At 39.4% G+C, this 19757-nt stretch carries 16 protein-coding genes; 8 read left to right on the top strand and 8 right to left on the bottom strand.

Going from position 1 to position 19757, the window contains the following annotated elements; translation table 11 throughout:
* Positions 1-26: 26 nt before the first annotated feature.
* Complete coding sequence (locus FTV50_RS08090; RefSeq protein WP_180024101.1) at positions 27-953, bottom strand: DUF808 domain-containing protein; 927 nt, start codon at positions 951-953, stop codon at positions 27-29.
* Between the two features lie 202 nt (positions 954-1155).
* Between FTV50_RS08090 and trpS the strand changes: the two genes are divergently transcribed.
* The gene (trpS, locus tag FTV50_RS08085; RefSeq protein WP_180024100.1) at positions 1156-2169 is read left to right on the top strand and encodes a tryptophan--tRNA ligase; all 1014 of its coding nucleotides are present in this window, start codon (positions 1156-1158) and stop codon (positions 2167-2169) included.
* A 353-nt stretch (positions 2170-2522) separates the two neighbouring features.
* Here the strand turns inward: trpS and FTV50_RS08080 are convergent, their stop codons facing one another.
* Both FTV50_RS08080 and lysS read right to left on the bottom strand, forming a co-directional pair.
* On the bottom strand, positions 2523-3974 hold the full coding sequence (locus FTV50_RS08080; protein ID WP_180024099.1) for a capsule assembly Wzi family protein: 1452 nt from the start codon (positions 3972-3974) through the stop codon (positions 2523-2525).
* Positions 3975-4143: 169 nt separating this feature from the next.
* Positions 4144-5670, bottom strand: a complete 1527-nt coding sequence (gene lysS, locus FTV50_RS08075) for a lysine--tRNA ligase (protein ID WP_180024098.1) — start codon at positions 5668-5670, stop codon at positions 4144-4146.
* Positions 5671-6131: 461 nt separating this feature from the next.
* Between lysS and FTV50_RS08070 the strand changes: the two genes are divergently transcribed.
* Entirely contained in the window at positions 6132-6638 is a 507-nt protein-coding gene (locus FTV50_RS08070; RefSeq protein WP_180024097.1) for a YqiA/YcfP family alpha/beta fold hydrolase, read from the top strand.
* Between the two features lie 91 nt (positions 6639-6729).
* On the opposite strand, the gene FTV50_RS08065 is transcribed toward FTV50_RS08070, so the two are convergent.
* On the bottom strand, positions 6730-7275 hold the full coding sequence (locus tag FTV50_RS08065) for an adenine phosphoribosyltransferase (RefSeq protein ID WP_078189930.1): 546 nt from the start codon (positions 7273-7275) through the stop codon (positions 6730-6732).
* Between the two features lie 527 nt (positions 7276-7802).
* On the opposite strand from FTV50_RS08065, the gene rubA reads away from it, so the two are divergent.
* The 5 genes from rubA (at position 7803) to FTV50_RS08040 (ending at position 12502) form a co-directional block, all read left to right on the top strand.
* Positions 7803-7967 (top strand): rubredoxin RubA, encoded by a 165-nt coding sequence (rubA, locus tag FTV50_RS08060; RefSeq protein ID WP_005179369.1) that lies wholly within the window; start codon positions 7803-7805, stop codon positions 7965-7967.
* Between the two features lie 77 nt (positions 7968-8044).
* Positions 8045-9223, top strand: a complete 1179-nt coding sequence (locus tag FTV50_RS08055; RefSeq protein ID WP_180024096.1) for an NAD(P)/FAD-dependent oxidoreductase — start codon at positions 8045-8047, stop codon at positions 9221-9223.
* A 58-nt stretch (positions 9224-9281) separates the two neighbouring features.
* Positions 9282-10220, top strand: coding sequence for an esterase EstB (gene estB / locus FTV50_RS08050; protein ID WP_078189932.1), 939 nt, complete (start codon positions 9282-9284; stop codon positions 10218-10220).
* Between the two features lie 11 nt (positions 10221-10231).
* The gene (oxyR, locus tag FTV50_RS08045) at positions 10232-11137 is read left to right on the top strand and encodes a LysR family transcriptional regulator OxyR (RefSeq protein ID WP_180007453.1); all 906 of its coding nucleotides are present in this window, start codon (positions 10232-10234) and stop codon (positions 11135-11137) included.
* 753 nt (positions 11138-11890) lie between these two features.
* Entirely contained in the window at positions 11891-12502 is a 612-nt protein-coding gene (locus FTV50_RS08040; protein WP_180024095.1) for a response regulator transcription factor, read from the top strand.
* Between the two features lie 84 nt (positions 12503-12586).
* Here FTV50_RS08040 and ppk1 read toward each other — a convergent pair whose 3' ends face one another.
* Positions 12587-14668 carry a polyphosphate kinase 1 gene (ppk1, locus tag FTV50_RS08035; protein ID WP_180024094.1) on the bottom strand — a complete coding sequence of 694 codons (2082 nt, stop codon included), beginning with the start codon at positions 14666-14668 and terminating at the stop codon, positions 12587-12589.
* 146 nt (positions 14669-14814) lie between these two features.
* Positions 14815-15492 carry a monofunctional biosynthetic peptidoglycan transglycosylase gene (gene mtgA / locus FTV50_RS08030; RefSeq protein WP_078193019.1) on the bottom strand — a complete coding sequence of 226 codons (678 nt, stop codon included), beginning with the start codon at positions 15490-15492 and terminating at the stop codon, positions 14815-14817.
* A 78-nt stretch (positions 15493-15570) separates the two neighbouring features.
* Between mtgA and FTV50_RS08025 the strand changes: the two genes are divergently transcribed.
* Positions 15571-16395, top strand: a complete 825-nt coding sequence (locus FTV50_RS08025; RefSeq protein WP_180024093.1) for a rhomboid family intramembrane serine protease — start codon at positions 15571-15573, stop codon at positions 16393-16395.
* 129 nt (positions 16396-16524) lie between these two features.
* Here the strand turns inward: FTV50_RS08025 and FTV50_RS08020 are convergent, their stop codons facing one another.
* Entirely contained in the window at positions 16525-19026 is a 2502-nt protein-coding gene (locus tag FTV50_RS08020) for an ABC transporter permease (RefSeq protein WP_180024092.1), read from the bottom strand.
* The gene (locus FTV50_RS08015) at positions 19023-19754 is read right to left on the bottom strand and encodes an ABC transporter ATP-binding protein (RefSeq protein WP_180024091.1); all 732 of its coding nucleotides are present in this window, start codon (positions 19752-19754) and stop codon (positions 19023-19025) included. The genes FTV50_RS08020 and FTV50_RS08015 overlap by 4 nt, the downstream gene beginning before the upstream one ends.
* Between the last annotated feature and the right edge of the window lie 3 nt (positions 19755-19757).

Genomic DNA, 19757 nt, shown 5'->3' with positions numbered 1-19757 from the left:
ATAGTTGATATCCGTGCGTTTACAGATTAATCCTTTTGCGACTTTGGCCATACTTTTTGAATTAAAGATACGACGCACAACACGATTAAACCTGCAATAAAACCTGTCACTAAATTGATTAAAGTCGGTGTTAATGCACCCACAATACTGCCAACTGTAGGAATATGTTCTGCATAATCTACAGAGCCTTCAATAAAATGGTGTAGTAAAGGCACACCATGGGTAATGATGCCACCACCCACTAAAAACATGGCAATGGTACCGACAATGGTCAATGTCTTCATCAACTTAGGTGCAAATGCTAACAAACCTTGTCCAACGGTCTTTTTAAATTGTGATGCTTGTTGAGTGAGATAAAGTCCTAAGTCATCAATTTTAACAATCATCGCAACAAATCCATAAACACCAACAGTCATTAAAATTGCAATCACTGAAAGCACCATGACCTTGGTCCCAAATGCCGCAGTCGCAACCGTACCCAATGAAATCACCACAATTTCAGCAGATAAAATAAAATCGGTACGGATGGCTCCTTTAACTTTTTCTTTCTCAAAAGTCACCAAATCCGTTTCAATATGAGTCATCTCTTCACGAGCAACTTCTTCTGTTTTGGCTTTTTTATGATGCAAACTATGCAGAACTTTTTCCACACCTTCATAACATAAGAACAAACCACCAATCATCAATAGTGGTGTAATCAGCCAAGGTGCAACCACACTGATCAATAAAGCAGCCGGAACCAAAATTAATTTATTAATAAAAGAACCTTTGGCCACAGACCAAACAACTGGAAGTTCACGATCCGAACGGACACCACTGACTTGTTGCGCATTCAGTGCTAAATCATCTCCAAGGACACCCGCTGTTTTTTTGGCTGCCATCTTACTCATGACAGCAACATCATCCAGCACAGTTGCAATATCATCAAGTAAGATTAATAAGCTACTCGCCATTATTTTTATCCTTTAGGCATTTTTTAATATTCTAATTCTATTTAACGCTAAAATTGTATTTAGTTTTTTAATAATTAACAAAATATTCACCCATTTTTCAGTCAATTGTGCTGTGTCAGTAACAATCAAAAATAGAATGCCGTACAATGGGGACATTCTTTGAAAATCAGCCGTAGCTTTGACTACCACTTTGGAACAGATAATGAGTACTCAAGATAATCGTCCAGTGATTTTGACTGGCGACCGTCCGACTGGACAATTACATTTAGGTCATTTTGTAGGTTCTTTACGTTCACGCGTAGGTTTACAAGATTCGCATCATCAACATCTTCTTTTAGCTGATGCTCAAGCCTTAACTGATAATGCCGATAACTTCGAAAAAGTTCGTCGCAATATTATTGAAGTCGCAACCGATTATCTTGCTGTAGGAATTGACCCAACCAAAACCACGATTTGCGTTCAATCATGCTTACCAGCATTGAATGAATTGACCATGTTATATTTGAACTTTGTGACGGTTTCTCGCTTAGAGCGTAATCCAACCATCAAATCTGAGATTCAAATGCGTGGATTTGAGCGTGACATTCCTGCAGGTTTCTTATGCTACCCAGTGGCTCAAGCTGCCGATATTACAGCGTTTAAAGCATCTGTCGTTCCTGTCGGCGAAGACCAAATTCCAATGATTGAACAAACCAATGAAATTGTTCGTCGTTTAAATCGTCAAATTGGTCGTGACGTACTTCCTGAATGTAAAGCTTTACTCTCTAATGTCGGCCGCTTGCCAGGTTTTGACGGTAAAGCAAAAATGTCTAAATCTTTGGGCAATACTATTGTGCTTGACGCGACTGATAAAGATATCAAGAAAGCTGTTAATGCAATGTATACCGATCCAAATCATTTACGTATTGAAGATCCAGGTCAAGTTGAAGGTAACGTCGTATTTACTTACCTCGATGCATTCGATCCAGATAAAGAAGCTGTTGCAGAATTAAAAGAACACTATCGTCGTGGCGGTCTAGGCGATGGTACTGTGAAAAAGCGTCTTGAAGGCGTGCTAAAAGAGCTAATCGGCCCGATCCGTGAACGCCGTTTAGACTTGCAAAAAGACCCTGACTACATCATGGATATTTTAAAAACTGGTACCGATAAATGCCGTGATATTACCCAACAAACGTTAGATGAAATTAAATCTGGACTGGGTGTTTTCCACTTCTAAATTTAAAAAATTCTATAAAATTAAGCCTTTCTAATGTGAAAGGCTTTTTTATAAGCACTTTTTGTGAAGGTATTCACAAAATCTCCTTAGTTTTAACGTTAGGTAACATCACTTAACGTGAACACCAATGAAATGACTGACCGTTCACTCTATTATCTATTTATGTTTTAGGAATACCTAAATTCATAACATTTCTCCTTTACCGAACCTGTGAAAGCAGATTCGTTGTTATACGCAATGAACACCCCAATCATTGCGTATTTTTTTGTCTAAAAATTGACAATTACTAATAGAAAAAAGTCCGCTATAAGCGGACTTTTCAATTAATACATCATTTTAAAAACGAATATAAATTAGTAATGAAATAAACGTTTATCTAATGGTAGTTCAATTCCAATTGACGCTCCACCATCATTACCATTTAAATCCGAGTCACTCACCCAACCATTAATTTTTAAAGGCATATCTGGACGTAAATAATGTGTCCAAGTTAAGTCTAGAGCTTTCAATTCATCTTTTTCTGGAAATGCTGCATTGTTCAAAGCAGCACGTTCTGTTTCAGAAACTTTTGCAAAAAGTACACGACCATTTAGACGATTTAGTGGATCAATACGTATATTCCCACCCACTGAAACCATTTGAGCATCACCACCTAATGCATGACCAAGTGGATAGCCATGTTGATAGTATCCATCTGTGTAAATAGAGTGATTGTATGAAATGCCTTTGGCATCACCATTAGTTCGAGTATCAACCCATTCAGTATACAGTTGATAAGGCATATTATTTACACTTGAAGAATAATCAACACCTGCAAGATACATGCTTTTTGCTGGTAAACCACCTGCTTCATCTTCACCAATATATTGGCCGTAAAGACTAACTGGAACTTGCACAAGTGGTTGTAAATTCAAACGCGCATCAAAACCCGCGACTTGATTTGATGGATCAGCCTTACCTGTTCCACCATTATCTTTATTACCAATAAAGGCATCCCAAAGTGAACTAAAACTTTCGGGACGACCTTCGCCACCCCATTGTATAGAACGTGATGCTCCCAATTCCAAATATGGAGTAGGTTGTGCAGTTAGTCGAAGTCCAATGAGTTTTGCATCTGGGATAGCAGAATAATCATCTAACTGTCCAGCAAAAGCTTGATACTGCCAAGGGCCGATCCATGATAGCCATGGTGTTTCGAAAGCATTCTGTTGTGTACGCTGTGCAGTAACACCGTACACAGGACGACTCGCATCACCACGGATTAAACTACCGTCATGACCAGGCCCCCAATAAGTCGGAATCTGACCTGCAATTAACCATTGGTTCCAAAGCTTCCCGGCAATGTATGAGCCTTCCACATTTACATCTTGATCATTATTAATTTGCTGTTTATCTTCAGCATTTACACGTAAACGACCATCCCAATTTTCACCACCAACGTTGAGTTCAAGTGCACCTTGATATTGCGCTTTTTGATGATCACCAAAATTTTGCGGTAAATTATTTTTATCTGACTCTGCAAACAATTCTGCTTTTAATAATGCATTTTCGGCAGTCAATTTATTTTGAATACTTTGTAATACTTTTTGTTGTGCAGGTGTCATCACTTTTGCAGAAGTTAACGCTCGCTGTATTTCATCACCACTCATTGGCCATGTTGAGGTACTAATTTGAATAACGCCTTGCTGATTCAACCAATTCAAATCTGCGCGTAACTCTTCATTATTTAATACAATCCCCTGAGCAAAAACAGGAACTGATAATCCAAACAGTACAGCAGCATAGAGTGACTTTCTTAAATACATGCTCTTTTTCTCAAGTTTAATTCACAGCCCACCTTAGATTTTTCAACTCATTTATTCAAGGGTGAAACTGTATCTCCTTTTATTTTTTTCATCATTTCGGTAAAGATGTTCAATAAAAATACAAAATAAAAAACCCGCATTAAGCGGGTTTTTTATTTCAAAAACTAAATTAGTTTTTATGACGCATATGTGGGAACAAGATCACTTCACGGATACTTGCAGCATTCGCAAACAACATCACCAAACGGTCAATACCGATACCCTCACCCGCTGTAGGAGGTAAGCCGTATTCCAATGCTTCAATAAAGTCTGCATCGTAATGCATTGCTTCATCGTCACCCGCATCTTTTTCGGCAACTTGGGCTTGGAAACGTTCAGCTTGGTCAATCGGATCATTTAACTCTGAGAAACCATTTGCCAACTCACGACCACCGATGAAGAATTCAAAACGGTCCGTAATATGTGGATTTTCATCATTACGACGTGCCAATGGTGAAGTTTCCGCTGGGTATTCTGTGATGAATGTCGGTTGACGAAGTTTTGTTTCAACAGTTTCTTCAAATACGATGGTTTGAAGTTTGCCTAAACCAAAACCAGGTTTTACTTGCTCTTTCAGTTCATTTTTAACGAAGTTTGCAAGAAACTCACGGTCAGATACATTTTCAGCGGTGAACGTTGGGTTGTGTTCAAGAATCGCATCAAACATCGAAATTTTCTTGAATGGACCTTTGAAACTATACACTTCTTCACCATAAGGCACATCAGTCGAACCTAATATGTCAATGGCCAATTTTTCAAGCATATTTTCTGTCAAAGCCATCAGGTCTTTGTAGTCTGCATATGCTTGGTAGAATTCAATCATGGTGAATTCTGGATTATGACGTGTTGATACACCCTCGTTACGGAAGTTACGGTTAATTTCGAACACGCGCTCAAAACCACCAACGACCAAACGTTTTAAGTAAAGCTCAGGCGCAATACGTAAAAATAAAGGCATATCTAATGCGTTGTGGTGAGTTTCGAATGGACGCGCAGATGCACCACCCGGAATCACATGCATCATTGGTGTTTCAACTTCCATGAAACGCTCATTGCTCAAATATGAACGAATACCTGACACCACTTTTGCACGAATTTCAAAAGTTTTACGTGTTTCTTCGTTCATGATGAGGTCTAAATAACGCTTACGGTATTTAACTTCAGTATCAGTCAAACCATGGAATTTGTCTGGAAGTGGACGGAGTGATTTGGTTAAAAGCTCAAAATGTTCAATATGAACATAAAGGTCACCTTTACCAGAACGACCAATATAACCTTCAATGGCAATAATATCGCCCAAATCGAGTGCTTTAATAGTTGCAAGAACATCAGCATCCAACTCTTTACGTGGTACATAAAGTTGGATACGACCAGTCATATCTTGGATTACGATGAATGAACCACGGTTCAACATCACACGACCAGCAACTTTTACATAAACCTTTTCGCCTGATTCAATTTCTTCTTTTGATTTTTCAGCGAATTGATCTTGTAGGTCTTGTGCATAGTGTTCACGCTTAAATGTGTTAGGCCACGGGCTAACACCTGTTTCCTTGGCGTGCTCTTTGATGTGCTCTAACTTGGCATGACGCTGTGCAATTAAATCGTTTTCGGAAATGGCTTGTTCAGAAGTCGATTGAGCGTTATGTTGCGTCATCTCTGTCTCAAATAGTTAAAAAACGGAAGTTGCATAGCATAGCAGATTTCCTTTGAATTGAGCAGTAAGCAATGTGCGCATTTTTTTAATAAGTTGAAATTTATCAAAGTAAGTTGTTTTGACAGCTATACCTTCAGATTTGCTTAATCCATACCTTTCAGATATGCACGAAATAAAAGTTAAATATTTAAACTTAGCAAGCCAATATTTAGCGATATTACAATGACAACTACGTACTTTAAAATATTTATAACTATCAGTATATTGAAATATATTTTAATAGCTTAATTCAACCTTTTAATCTATTTTCTTTAAGACTAAAGTCTTTTAAATGCCTATAAATTAGACCAAAAGCTAAATTCTCTTTTTGACAATTCTCTCTACAATGAAGTCATAAAATTGTTGAAAAATAAAATATTCAACACATCCAAAAATGTTTGAAAACAGTGTGTAGAAAAACAATGACTTCCTGCTTATCGAAAATTCTGTTTTTACATGGATTGGATTCTTCCCGTGAATCTACGAAGTTCCATGCCATCAATGCAAAACAAAAATTCTGCATTGAAGTGGACTATCGCAACTTAAATTTTCAAACTGTTGCGGACTTTTACCACGAGAGTATTGAAACCATTAAACCCGATATCATCGTCGGTCATAGTCTCGGGGCATACTGGGCTTTGAAAATGTCGCTGTTTCATCGCATTCCTTGTGTGATTGCTAACCCGAGTCTGCATCCAGACTTTCGTGACGACTACCCGGCAATCAATGAAATGGATTTGGATAACGATATTCCACAAATTGCATATATCGAACGTGGTGATGAAATCTTGGATATGTATGAGGCAGAAAAACAACTCGAAGACTATATGCAGGTTCAAGTCATGGATGGCGGACATCATCGCCTTCAATGCCCTGAAAATATTAATGATTTAATCCAACATATCGAATTAAATTACTTAAAAAAATAAGTCATCATATAAACATAAGCAGCAACGTCGTTTTATCGGACATTAAAAAGCCTTGTCATAGACAAGGCTTTTTACATTTTAAAACTGACGCTTAAGCTGCATCTGCTTCAGGACGTGTTTTATCATCTAAAACAGACCAAATATTTAGTCCTAAATCTTTATGCAAGTCAGGCAAATCTAAGAAAATGCTTGCGCCTAAAACTTGGTGTTTACATTTTTCAGCCAATTGTTTCACTGCACGAAGCGTACCGCCCGTCGCCAATACGTCATCCACAATAATTACTTTTTGTGATTCGATTTCAGCTGACATTTCAAGACGATCTAAACCGTATTCAAGGCTATAACCAACACCGACAACAGGTGGTGGTAATTTTCCGGCTTTACGTACCAACACCAAACCTTTGCCTGTACGCTGAGCAAGTAAGCTTGCCAAAACAAAACCACGCGCTTCAACTGCAATAAAGCTATCTACTTCTGCCAATTGCTCAGCTGGAATACTTGCAATTAGGGCATCAGTTAACGATTCGATGTTATTCATAAATAACGGCGTAAGGTCAAAGAAACAAATTCCTGGTTTTGGAAAATCTTGGACAGTACGAATGTTAGACCACAATGCCGCAGCAGTAGAATTACTCATAATAGGAGAAAATAAATTAAGAAAGGAATGTGTGAATTTTAACGCGATTTGAGAGAAAAGAACAGCTAACCCCCGACTAAAATGCATATTTAAGATACAGCAAATTTACATAAGTTATTGATTATTAATATTGTATTTATTTAAAAAATATCAAATATATATTTTCCTAATCATAAAATAAAAGATTTTAGAGTTTTTTTCTGCAAGACTTTAGTCTATGAAGATAGAAAAAGCGGTATTTAGAACCCAATTCACAGAAATGAATTCCAATATAGCTTTCAATAGGCATAAATATTGTCAGACAATTTTTCCCAGATCTGGGGTTTTGATGATATTTATTGTCCCTCACTGCCATTCTGCTTTTAATTTCACTCATTAAACTCTTAGCCACTTTACTTTATAGTCAGAACTGCGTAAAAATTTAGCATAAGAGTCTACTGTATAAGGTGATTTAACCTTAAGGAATAAACTTATACAGTTATGAAGTATTTACTGACTTAATTTTGTGTCAGTTTTTGGAGAATGGAATGAAAAAGTATCAGTGCATCGTTTGTGGATGGATTTATGACGAAGCAGAAGGCTGGCCACAAGACGGTATCGTAGCAGGAACGAAATGGGAAGATATCCCAGATGATTGGACTTGCCCAGACTGTGGCGTCTCAAAAGTAGATTTTGAAATGGTTGAAATCTAATAAATAGAATCTAAGGCCATCATCGTTATGGTCTTTTTTTTGTCTTTAAAAAATATGAAATGTGTTTGGAGTTGAGTATGCACCCTATTGTCATTATTGGTTCTGGTATGGCGGGATATGCCGTTGCACGTGAATTTCGAAAGTTAAATACTGAACTAGAACTTATTATGATCTGTGCGGATGATGCCATTAACTACGCTAAACCGACATTATCCAATGCGCTCGTTGGTAATAAAACTCCTGAGCAAATCCCTCTAGGGGATGCCGAAAAAATGTCGGCTCAACTCAATATGCAAATCATCAATAAGAGTTGGGTTAAATCCATTGATGCAGCAAAACATGAGCTTACTATTGAAAGCCAAAATGGAACTCAAACACAACTATATTCAAAACTCGTTTTAGCAGTCGGCGCAAATCCAATTCGCTTAGCTATTTCGGGTGATGGCAGTGAAGACATTCACGTCGTCAACAATTTAGATCACTACAAAGCTTTCCGTAAACAGCTTGCAGCACGTGAAGATAAACGTGTGGTGATTTTAGGGGCAGGCTTGATTGGCTGTGAATTTGCCAACGACCTCCAAAATACTGGGGCGAAAGTATCGGTGGTCGATTTAGCTCCGCAACCTTTGGGTCGCCTACTGCCGTCTCATGTTGCAGCTAAATTCCAAAGCAATTTAGAAGAAACGGGTATTCAATTCGTTTTAGGTACGACAGTCGACAAAGTGTCACGTATTGAAAATGGTGACTATCAAGTGAGCCTTGCCAATGGTCAAAGCTTAGTGGCAGATGTTGTGTTGTCTGCGATTGGTCTACAGCCTGAAATTAACTTGGCAAAACAAGCCGGCATTCACACCAGTCGTGGCGTATTAACCAATAAAGGCTTAGAAACCAACTTGGCAGATATCTATGCTGTCGGTGACTGTGCTGAAGTCAATGGTACCCTTCTTCCATACGTCATGCCGATCATGCAACAAGCACGTGCTTTGGCAAAAACCCTCAATGGTGAACATACCGCTGTGCATTATCCAGCTATGCCTGTAGCCGTTAAAACACCTGCAGCACCTTTAACTGTCCTTCCTGCGCCTATTGATGTTGAAACTCAATGGGAAACAGAAGAGCTTGAAGATGGCATGATTGCCCGTGCGATCGATCAAGATGGCGTATTACGTGGATTTGTACTGCTCGGTGCAACTGCTGGGAAGCAACGCTTAACTTTGACTAAGCAGGTTCCGGACTTGATTCCTGCTTCAGTTTAGGGTTTAAATACAAGGACGTCCTGATAATAATAGACGTCCTTTTTAAAGGAAAATAAAAATGAATAGTGCCCTTCAGTTTAATATTTCACCTTATGCCTCTTTTATGCATGAAACTCGCGTAGAGTTAGGCAATGGCATTGAACTTCATGTCGAGGTGGGTGGTCATCCTGAAGATCCTGCAATCTTATTGATTATGGGACTCGGCGCACAAATGTTGTATTGGCCTGATTTCTTTTGTAAGTCCCTAATAGATCAAGGTTACCGAGTTATTCGCTTTGATAATCGTGATATTGGTCTGTCGAGTAAAATTCGTAACCCAGGCCCACGTCTTAACACCTTTAAACTGATGGGACGTTTTGCCTTAGGTCTAGAGAATCAAGGTGCGCCTTATGATCTATATGATATGGCAGACGATGTTGCACTGTTAATTGATCGTATGGGACTTGATAAAGTCCATATTTTAGGCGCTTCGATGGGCGGCATGATTGCTCAAATCGTGGCGGCACGCTATCCAGATAAAGTGCACAACTTAAGCTTACTTTTTACCAGTAACATCCAACCCTTACTTCCACCGCCATTTCCAAAGCAATTATTTAGTCTAATTGAAAAACCTGAATCTAACGATGAAGATGGCATTATTAACCATAGCCTGAAAGTTTTTAATATTATAGGCTCTCCAGGCTATATTAATCAGCTTGAAGCGATACAAACTGCACGTAAACTCTATAAGCGGAGTTATTACCCAGCGGGTGTACTTCAACAGTTTTTAGCAATATTATGTACAGGTTCCCTGCTGCAGTTGGATAAACAAATTCAGCATAAAACCATTGTGGTTCATGGAGCTCGTGACCGTTTGCTGCCGCCAAGCCATGGTAAGGCCGTTGCAAAGGCTATTTCAGGTGCTAAATTTGAATTAATTGATGGAATGGGGCATGATATCCCACCGCATTTTATTCCATATCTTAGCGGTTTGTTTGCTGATCACTTTAAATCATAAATTAGGACACTATGGCTGCATTACCATCCTTAAGACAGCTGTCATATCTAGTAACACTGTCAGAAACGCTACACTTTACTGAAGCTGCGCGTCGTTCTTTCGTCACCCAGTCTACTTTGTCTGGTGGGATCATGGAACTTGAGCGTTTACTAGGTGGCGTATTGGTAGAACGCGACCGTCAAAACGTGCGTTTAACTCCTCTTGGCGAACAAGTTGTCGGACGAGCCCGAGTTCTATTGGCAGATGCGCAAGACCTAATGCGTTTAAGTCGTGAAATGAGCGAACCTCTAACGGGTGATTTACATCTAGGGGTCATTCCTACTATTGCGCCGTTCTTACTTGCGCCATTATTAGAAGAAGTGCATAAGCAATTACCAAAAATTCAATTGCATTTACATGAAGCACAAAGTGAAAAAATTGTTGAGAAACTCGAGCACGGTAATCTAGATATCGTATTACTTGCTCTTCCTTTCGATACACGTAGCTTGAAAGTTGCAGAAGTAAACAAAGAAAAATTGTTCTTGGTGTACAACAAAGCTGATCAAAATGCAGCTCAAGCGAAATCTCTAGACGACTTAGATTTATCTCGTTTAATGTTGCTTGAAGAAGGCCATTGCTTACGTGATCATGCTTTGAGTGCTTGCCCGATTGGTGAACGTAAAAATGACCATCGATTAAAAGCAAGCTCATTGCCAACTTTGGTTGAAATGGTTTCCGCAGATTTAGGCTTTACCTTATTGCCTGAAATTGCAGTTCATACCAATATGATCAAAGCCAATGAAGATTTGGCTGTGAAAGAAATTGAAGCAAGTCCTACACGCACATTGGCATTGGTAACACGTAAGAGTACACCGCTTCAAAGTGAATTTGATGTATTGCTTCAAATCTTGCAGAAAATCACTAATAATCTGCACTAATTAATCAGTGTGAAAATTAAAGAGAGCCCTGTGCTCTCTTTTTTATTTGGCGGAAATGAATAATGCAGAAGTAATAATATTGAGATGAGCTTAACATTGAAAATGAAAAAATACAGTACCTAAAAAAAGAAAAGGCTAACCCAAATAGGTAGCCTGATAAGGTAATATATGACTTGATGTATATCTCAATTCATCGCCTCGACAATATCTTCACACTAGCCAGATAAGTAAGAAGATAAATACATCTTAGTAAAATATAACTTTCGTTAAAATCACTAGTTTCAGGTATTTTAGATAAAGTATTTCTGATTCATTTTTCAAAGGGCTTTTTTTATAGTTGTATTTTTGTGCTATAAAATAAACATAAATGGGAAATAAATCACATATTTTTGAATAAATATTAATATTTAAAATAACTAAGCAATAAATCAATATTAACTCACATCAGAAACAGTTCAATTTATCGGTTGTCAAAATACTGCTTTCACATTTCAATTATTATTTTCAATTCTAATCTAAATCTGATGATTATTTAATCAATATTCTAAAAATAAAAACGAAAAAACTATAAATCTTTGCATTCAACACAATGAAAAACACAAAAAACTATACATTAATTAAATTCCATTATATCACAATAACTTAATTATACTTTGATATATAAATCACTACTTCTAGGTATATTTTTCTAATTCACTTTCATGCACATTATGGAAATGCAATTTGATTAAAAATAATAAATGAGCGAAATGTATGATGAGTGAATTTTTATTACCAGTGCCCGTTTTGATCATTGATCATCAAGCAATGACTTCAAAAACAGTGCTGTTTAACATCTTAGGAAACCTCGGTTATCCTGAAGATCTCATCACATTTTCAGAAAACTTAGTAGATGCAGAACAACAAATTTTCAATCAATTACCCAATTTAATTTTTTTAGTGATCACTCAGCAGTCCGATATCTCTTTCATCCATAAAATCAAAAAGATCTATCCTTCGAGTAATCTCATCATTTTAGTCAATGAACAATCTACAGATTTAACCTTACATGCCATTCAGTTAGGTGCAACCGCCTATATGTTGATTCAACAACCGATGGAAGATACCTACAACCAACTGAAAACCATTTTAAGAGGTGGCGCTGCATTGCATCCCAGTTTTGCTAAATTTTTATTGAGTGAAACTTTTAGTCCGCAAAATGCAGCACCTAAACAGCTCAGTCTGAATCCAGCTGAATACCAAATTTTAGATATGGTCAGCCATAGCGCGACTCAAGAGCAGATGGTCCGTGAGTTAAAACTTTCAACGTATCAAATTGATGGTTTTGTTAAAAATATCTACCGAAAAATTAGTAGCTACAGCTAAATTTAGTTCAGATAAATGATTCAAAAAAACTTATAAATTAAAAAAATAAAGGGAGCATTGCTCCCTTTTACTTTTCTAACGCATTTATTTAAATGCTTCTATAAGCACATGCTGTGAATTGTGTGCTTCCTCACCCTCTTGAACATGCGTACGAATCCAACGCCCATCACTTTGGAGCAACCAAGCTTGCTGATTATCTTTTAAGTAATTCACTAAACCTAATTGATAAATACGCTTTTTCAACGCTGGATCTTCAATTGGAAAACAGGCTTCCACGCGATTAAATAAATTACGATCCATCCAGTCTGCACTTGAACAGAAAATACGTGAATCACCATTATTACTGAAATAATACACTCGAGTATGCTCTAAAAAACGCCCAACAATAGAGCGCACGCGAATATTTTCAGACAGCCCCGGTAAACCTGGACGCAAACAACAAATAGAACGAATAATTAAATCAATCTGTACACCTGCTTGTGACGCTTCGTACAGTTTATTGATCAACTGAACTTCTGTTAATGCATTAACCTTGACTATAATTTGCGCAGACTTACCCGCTTTAGCATTAGTAATTTCATTATCAATATAATTGATGAGTTGAGTATGTAAGGTAAATGGCGCATGCAGCAGTTTTTTTAGCTTCGCCATTTTACCCATACCGGTCAATTCTTGGAAAATACGATGTACATCTTCACAGAGTTCTTTATCTGTGGTTAATAGACCGTAATCCGTGTAGATACGCGCATTTCCCGCATGATAGTTGCCCGTACCTAAATGCACATATCGCACCAATTTATTGTTTTCGCGGCGTACCACCAAAATCATTTTGGCATGAGTTTTATAGCCCACGATGCCATACACGACAACTGCGCCTGCTTCTTGTAATACATTAGCCACAGCAATGTTTGATTCTTCATCAAATCGTGCTCGAAGCTCAATTACAGCGGTGACTTCTTTGCCATTACGTGCTGCTTCCGCTAAAACTTGCACAATCTCCGAATCTGCACCACTTCGATAAAGCGTTTGTTTAATGGCCAAAACTTGTGGATCACGTGCAGCTTCACGCAGTAAATTAATTACCGGTGCGAATGATTCAAAGGGATGGTGCAGCAAAATATCTTGCTTTTGCATCGCACTAAAAATGTTTTCAGATTTTTTGAGTACTTTCGGTATAACAGGAATATGCGCGTCATAACGTAGATGTGGACGTTTAAAGTTTGACAGTAAACGTGCAAGGTTAACTGGTCCATCTACTTTATAGAGTTGCTCTTCTTCTAAATCGAACTCATCAAGCAAATATTCATAAATATGCTGCGGACAATTTTCTGTCACTTCCAAGCGAACGGCGCGACCAAAACGACGTGAATTCAACTCACCTTTGAGGGCTTTAGCCAAATCTTCAACATCTTCATTTAAAGCCAAATCGGCATTACGCGTCACGCGAAATTGGTAGCAACCCGTCGCCGTCATGCCGGGGAACAAATCAGAGACATGTTCATGAATAATTGCCGATAGCATCACATGATGCTCTTTGCCACCGGTTAATTCATCAGGAATCCGAACGACACGTGGCAGCGAACGCGGTGCAGGTACAACGGCTAAGTCAATCTGACGACCAAACGCATCCTTCCCTTCTAAAGTCACAATAAAGTTCAGCGACTTATTCACCAAGCGAGGGAATGGATGTGCAGGATCTAAACTAATTGGGGTTAAAACTGGTGCAACTTGTTCTTGGAAATACTTTTTTACCCAAGCCGATTGTGCAGGCGTTAATTCCCCACGGCGTAAGAAGCAAATATCTTCTTCACGCAGTTTGGGTAAAATTTCTTGATTTAAAATACGATACTGGCGCTCAATTGCCGCATGCGCTGTCGCAGAAATTTCATCTAATACTTGTTTTGGTGTTAAGCCATCTGGACTGCGGCTTTCATTACCTAAGTCTAGCTGTTCCATCATTCCCGCAACACGAATTTCAAAAAATTCGTCTAAGTTACGTGAAAAGATCAGCAAGAAATTCATGCGTTCAAGTAATGGATGTATCGGATCAACCGCTTGTTCGAGCACACGCAGATGAAAGTCGAGAATCGATAACTCTCGATTAATATAACGATCATTATAAGTATATTCAGTAGGTACTTGCGCGACTTCAGCTGCGGTATTCATTTCAAACCCATATTAAAAAATGTGTGCTGTACTCAGTTTAGTATGCTTCAAATTTGTGACAATTTCATAAAAAAAGCCCATTAATATGAGCTTTTTGTTGTAATTCAAATCACTGCCATGCCATTTGACGAGTGTTTAGATCGTTCTTAATCTGGGATATGGCTATAACGCATATATTTTTGGATCATGCGCTTACGATAATTTAGCTTACGATCTTGTCGATTTTCATCATAATATTTTGGATTAGGCAAAATAGCCGCAATAAACGCTGCTTGTTCTCGACTCAAACTCCTTGAACTTTTACCAAAGTAGTGCTGTGTTGCAGCTTCTACGCCGTAAATGTTATCCCCAAACTCAACCGAGTTGAGATATACCTCTAAAATGCGCTGCTTCGTCCACATGCGTTCCATCATCCATGTTGCAACGGCTTCCTGCCCTTTTCGAATAAATGACCGCTTATTATATAAAAATAAGTTTTTTGCCAATTGCTGAGAAATTGTAGACCCACCTGCAACCACTTTGCCCTTATCTTTATTGCGCTCTAAAGCATTTTGCATGCCTTCCCAATCAAAACCTTTGTGTTGTAAAAATTTGCCATCTTCTGCGGCAACAACAGCATGTTTGACATAATCACTGATTTGGTCGTAATCACGCCATTCGTGTTTAATCGGTTTGGATGGCTCAGACCAATAATCTAAACGCATCATCATCGTGGATTCCACAGGATGTGTACGCCACCACACCAAACTTCCAAAGATCCAAAGCTGCACCAAAAGCACAAGACTGACAAGAATTAACAATGTACGAACAATAAAGGCTTTCATGTCAGTGTGTTACTCCAGAAATTCTGTTTTTTCATGTTAAGCTTATTTTTAAATATTTTGACACAGTACAAGAATAGCATGTCTGAACTCAGCCCTCCTGCTGTATCAACCCGTAAGCTGCAAATCCAACTGTGGTGGATCACGGCACTCTTAATTACCATCAATGTTGGACTCTTTGGCTGGCAAGTGTTGCATGGAATGAACGTTAGCCAACCCGACACACTGGATGCTTTGCGTTGGGGTGCTGATTATGCACCTTTAACCTTTTTAGAGGAACCCATCCGCTTATTCAGCAGTATGTTTTTTCATTTTGGCCTGATTCACCTGATGTTGAATATGTGGGCTTTGTATATTTTTGGCAGTGTTGCCGAGCAAATGTTAGGTCGTTTCTACTTCCTTGGCCTGTATATTTTAGCCGGACTGATGGGAAGTTTGTTGAGTGGGTATTTAACCATTCAAGACAGCTATGCATTATTGGCCGAAGGTGCAGCCAATCAGCAGCTTTTCCCGAGTATTGGTGCAGGTGCATCGGGTGCAGTGATGGGACTGGGTGCAGCGTTGACGATTATTTCGCTGCTTCCGATGTTACCTAAACAACAATTTTATCTGGATAAAAAAACCTTATTAATGGTGATGGGCATTAACCTCGCGATGGGCTTTATGATTAGTGGAATTAATAATGCCGCGCATATTGGCGGCATGTTGATGGGGGCTGCCTTGGCTTTCATTTGGTATGTGGGACAAAAAGTACATCAATCCCTGCTCATTCAAATCATCGGTCTTATAGCCGCAGCTGTCGGATGCTACCTGTTTTATCTGCATTGCCAACAATTAATCCAACCGATTTTACCGCTTTGGGAACACTTTATCCTGCTGATGAAGCAATCGCTCACAGCACATTAAATAGTGGAATGAACCCAATGGCTATCAACACAGACATGTTGAAAACACGTCAAATCTTGTCTAAATCCAAACTACGCACTAGGTTCTTGCTCCACTCTTAACTTGCTCGGCTGTTAACCATCTCCCCCCTTAACTATTTAGTTCACGTAAGCTTTCTAAGGGTGGGATGTCGCAAAGATAACTTAAGCGATAACGTCCGATCAATGTACAGACTAAGGTCATGACCAGTGGGAGGATCAACCAAATCTCTGCATGTAGCTGGATGGTCAGTTCCATTTTATAACTGACAATCGCACTGATCACTTCGGCAAAAATACATGCCACAACACCTGAAATTAGCCCCATTAGCCCTACTTCCAAACTGAGCATCGACTTTAATTTTTGCTTGGAACTGCCGAAGGAACGCAGTAATGCCACTTCTTTTTTGCGTTCATCCATAAATAAATTCAAACATGCAACCAAGACTAAAATGCCTGAAATACTGACCAACAGCGCCAAGATGGTAATAATCTGAACCAATACGCTGACGATGCGTTTGATCTCATCCAAAATCAGACTGACATCAATAAACACGGTATTCGAAAACTGCTGAATTAGACCAATTAACTGATTTTTATCTTGCGGTGGAACATAGAAACTCCCCAAATAGCTGCCGGCATTTTCATCCATGGTTTGGGGAGAGAAAATAAAGAAGAAATTTGGACTAAAGCTTTCCCACTCCACACTGCGAAGGTTGATCACCTTGGCTTGTAAAATCCCTTCAGGAAGGCTAAAACTCAGTCGATCTCCAATTTGAATACCCAGTTCTTGTGCGGTTTTCACTTCTACCGATACTTCATTGACCTGTTGAAACTGCTGACTACCCGCGATGATTTGATTATCTTTTGGAAAAGTTGCAGCCTGTGTGAGATTCAATTCACGGCGTAATGAATTATTGCTTTTAATTAAAGCATCCGAAAAAGGGAGATCATTTTTGGCAACTAATCGTCCACGAATATTCGGGTACATCGGCGTCCCTTGCCAACCATGCAGCCTGAGTTGTTGATTAAAATCCTGTAACTCAAATGGCGGTAATCCATAGACAAATTGGTTAGGTGTCCCTTGTGGCAATTGTTGTTGCCAACGTTCCAGTAAATCTGTACGCAATACCGCTAAAACTGTAATCAGACTTAGCCCCAATGCTAATGCAGTAATTTGAAATGCCGTTTGATACGGTGTGCGTATATACGCTGAGATTTTCGTCCCCCAACTTTTCAAGGCCTTTAAACTGAGCCAGACCATCATATATAGGCCAACACATAGGAAGATGATGGCGCAAATCAGCCATAAGGTGAGCTGTAAATTTTCAGTTAAAACCACACAAAACACCAACAAACTAAGTGTGCCGAAACTGAGCATCCAAAGCATGGAACGTACAGAACGCTCTTGTTGTCGTATCACGCGTGCCGGCGGTGTCCCTAATAATTGCCAAAGACTTGGAAGAACAAATCCTAATAACACAATCGCACTGGTGAATATTGCAATTGGAAGCGGACCAAGTAGCATAGACAGGGCTGAAAACTCTAATTGTAAATTTGGAATCAGCTGTAGCATGAGTTGCAATAAGCCAAAGCCCAGTCCCAGACCAATCATACTTCCAAACAGGATTGAAAGCCCGAGTACAACCAACAGTAAAGCCAGATAAGCACTTAATATTTGCTGTTTGGTCGATCCAATACAGCGCATCAGTGCAATGGCATCCTGATTTTGTTGGACATAGCGCTGACTGGTTAATGCGATGGCGATGCCACAAAGTAGAATGGTTAAAATATTCGCCAGCTGTAAAAACGTTTCTAGGTTGGCAATCGGCTTCATCAAGCGGGTATTGCCTTCACTGGCATTTCTCAATTTCAAACTGCTTTGAGCCGCATCCTGAACCTGCGCATGATCTGAGTTAGCAGCACGGTCTTCACTTTGATCACCAAATTTCTGCTTATACAGTTTTTCAAATCGCTGGGTATTTTGTGCATCTCCTGCCATTAACAGGCGATATTCAATCCGACTCCCGACTTGGATGGCATTGGTTCTCGCCACCTCAGACTGCGCAATCATAACTGTCGGTGAAAAACCACTGAAACCGAGTTCCTGATTGGTGTCATGGATGATTTTGGCACTGACTTGAAAAGCAGCATCAGCAATATTGATCTGATCTCCAACCTTAACACCCAACAAATCCATGGCACGCGGACTTAACCAAACCTCACCTGCTTGTATGGAGCGGTTTAGTTTCGGTTCTGTTTCGATTTCACCTCTTAATGGAAATGCGGCATCAACGGCCTTGACATTGACCATGACAAATTGCTGATCAGTGTGCGCCATGCTGCTAAATAGCGTGACATTCGATTGTTTTAATTGCTGTGCTTTGGCTTGTTGTTGCCACTCTTGTGGAATTGGTTCATTGGCTGTCAGCACCAAGTCTGCTGCCAACATTTCAGCAGCTTGTAGCGCCACAGCATTTTGAATTTGTACATTGCTAAACTTTAAAGCAGTGGTGGCACTGATCGCCAAGGTCAGTGCGATCAATAATAAATACACACCCGTGGTTTTAAAACTCAGCTGTAAGAGTGGTCGAAACAATGCCAAAAGATTCATGCAGCATCTCCTGTTCGATGCTCAATCAATTGACCATTGACCAATTCAAAGTGGCGCTGACATTGACGGGCCAAATCGGCATCATGCGTCACCAATACCAAAGTGGTTCCCATTTCACGATTTAACTGAAATAACAGTTGTTCAATTTCCTGTGCCGTTGCACTGTCTAAATTACCTGTCGGTTCATCTGCGAAGATCAGATCGGGTTCACTCACCAAAGCACGGGCAATCGCAACCCGTTGCTGCTCACCACCGGATAAAACTTTAGGGGCTTGATGCGCTTGTCGTTCTAGTCCAACCTTTGCTAACAGTTTTAATGCTTTTTCTTCTGCGGCTTTGACCTGAAAATTTGCTTGTAACCGTAGCGGCAGCATGACATTTTCCAGTGCCGTTAAATGTGGCAACAACTGGAAAGACTGAAAGACAAAACCAATATGGGCCAAACGGACTTGAGCACGCTGTTCTTCATTTAATAGATGAATGTCCTGACCACAGACCCGTAACTGTCCAGAACTGGCCTGATCTAAGGTCGCCAAAATCCCCAACAAGGTGGATTTACCTGAACCAGAGCGACCAGTGATCGCAACTTGTTCCCCGGCAAAGATTTCAAGATCGAGGTGTTCAAAGATCGATAACTGTTTTTGTGGAAGTTGTATCTTTTGTGTCAATTGCTGTGCAGAAATAATCGCCTGTGGCATGATGTCAACATCTGTCGTGAGTTGGGTCATATC

The organism is Acinetobacter sp. YH1901134 (assembly GCF_013416965.1).
Taxonomy (GTDB): domain Bacteria; phylum Pseudomonadota; class Gammaproteobacteria; order Pseudomonadales; family Moraxellaceae; genus Acinetobacter; species Acinetobacter amyesii.
Note: the sequence above shows the minus strand (reverse complement) of the source record. Positions and strands in the feature narration are given on the sequence as shown.